The organism is Bowmanella yangjiangensis (assembly GCF_017255015.1).
Classification (GTDB): Bacteria; Pseudomonadota; Gammaproteobacteria; order Enterobacterales; family Alteromonadaceae; genus Bowmanella; species Bowmanella yangjiangensis.
Genome location: NZ_JAFKCS010000196.1, coordinates 1 through 1,493 on the forward strand (window position 1 = coordinate 1; position 1,493 = coordinate 1,493).

General features: G+C 60.1%; 3 protein-coding genes. All 3 read right to left on the reverse strand.

Annotated elements, in window-relative coordinates; translation table 11 throughout:
• A partial coding sequence (locus tag J0A65_RS23265; RefSeq protein ID WP_332874378.1) for a Gfo/Idh/MocA family protein occupies window positions 1-509 on the reverse strand: 509 nt, incomplete at its 3' end.
• Complete coding sequence (locus J0A65_RS23270; protein WP_206596667.1) at window positions 478-984, reverse strand: acyltransferase; 507 nt, start codon at window positions 982-984, stop codon at window positions 478-480. The genes J0A65_RS23265 and J0A65_RS23270, both read right to left, overlap by 32 nt.
• The coding region (locus J0A65_RS23275; RefSeq protein ID WP_206596668.1) for a DegT/DnrJ/EryC1/StrS family aminotransferase at window positions 974-1,493 on the reverse strand (520 nt) is incomplete at its 5' end. The genes J0A65_RS23270 and J0A65_RS23275, both read right to left, overlap by 11 nt.

Genomic DNA, 1,493 nt, shown 5'->3' on the forward strand with positions numbered 1-1,493 from the left:
GTGATGCGCGCGCTGACTTTGTTGGTTCGGGTGAAGTCCAGACTGATGACGCGCTCGGTACGATCAAGTACCGTCTTCAGTGCCTGTACCGCGGGATTGAAGCGTTCGATGAATCCGACCTGAACGTTGAGCCCCTTGTCCCTGGCAAAGGTCGCGATTTCCCGCGCCTCATCCAGGGTGGCGGCCAGTGGCTTCTCGACGAAGATGTTCTTCACATGGCCTGCAGCAAGGCGGATGTAGTCGGCGTGGGTCACGGTTGGAGTGCAGATCACCACCGCATCGACCTCGGCCAGCAGCGGTGTCGGGTCGACCACGCCTGGGATGCCATGCGCCTCACCGGCTCTAGCGGCGACTTCGGCATTGGCATCGGCGACAAAGGCCAAATCGACCCCCTTGAGCATCGACAGTACGCGCAGGTGGTTGCGCCCCATGTTACCAAGGCCGATCAGGCCTACCTTGAGCACTTGTTGCATAACGTCAAACATCTCCAGAAACGCGATTACCTTCACGGTCAATACGAGCCACCGCACGTGCGGGGTTGCCCATGACCAGGGTGTAGGGCGCAACGTCCTTGGTCACCACACTGCCAGCGGCGACCATGGCGAACTCACCAATGGTGATGCCGCATACGATGGTGGCGTTGGCGCCGATGCTGGCACCGTCTTCGATGCGCGTTGGAGTGATCGTCCAGTCGGCATTGAAGGCGCGTGGCACCTTGTCGTTGGTGAAGCAGGCATTAGGCCCGACGAACACGTCGTCGCCGATCTCCACACCGCTGTAAACCGAGACGCTGTTCTGAATCTTACAACGGCTGCCAATCTTCACAGCGTGGTCGACGTAGACGTCCTTGGATAGGATGCAGCCCTCGCCGATCACTGCGTTCTCGCGAATCTGTACGTTGATCCAGACCTTGGTACCAGCGCCAATGATGGCCTTGTCCGAAACATTGGCACTGGGATGGATGTAGAGATCGTTAGCGGACATTGCCATCTCCGAGCACCGAACCGACAACTTCGACCACGCGCAGTTGCTCGGCCTCCTTCATGTAGGGGAACAGCGGCAGGTTCAACACAGAGGCACACAACTGCTCGCCGACCTGGCCGCCAAAATGGCCCTTGATGTAGGCCGCAGCGCCAGGCTGACTGGACATGACGCTGGGATAGATATTGCCAAAACCAATACCCTCGGCCTTGAGGCGAGCCTCCAGGCTGGCCTTTAGTGCGGCATCCGGCACCAGACAGACATTGCAGTAGCCGTTCTCTTCATAGCCGGCCGGCGCATTCATCAGCTGGATGCCGGTGGCCGGCAGGTACTTCTGGTAAAACGCCACGGCCTCGCGGCGCGAGGCGACCCGTGCTTCGATGTGATCCAGCGCCAGATTGAGGAAAGCCGCCTGCAGCGAATCCAGTCGCGAGTTCCAACCCACGTCACCGTAGCCGTAGTGGGCAGTGCGGCCATGGTTGCCCAGGCGGCGGACCTTGTCGGCCAAATCG

Coding starts and splice junctions, on each gene's coding strand:
- J0A65_RS23270 (WP_206596667.1), bottom strand. CDS start 984: ATGTCCGCTAACGATCTCTACATCCATCCCAGTGCCAATGTTTCGGAC.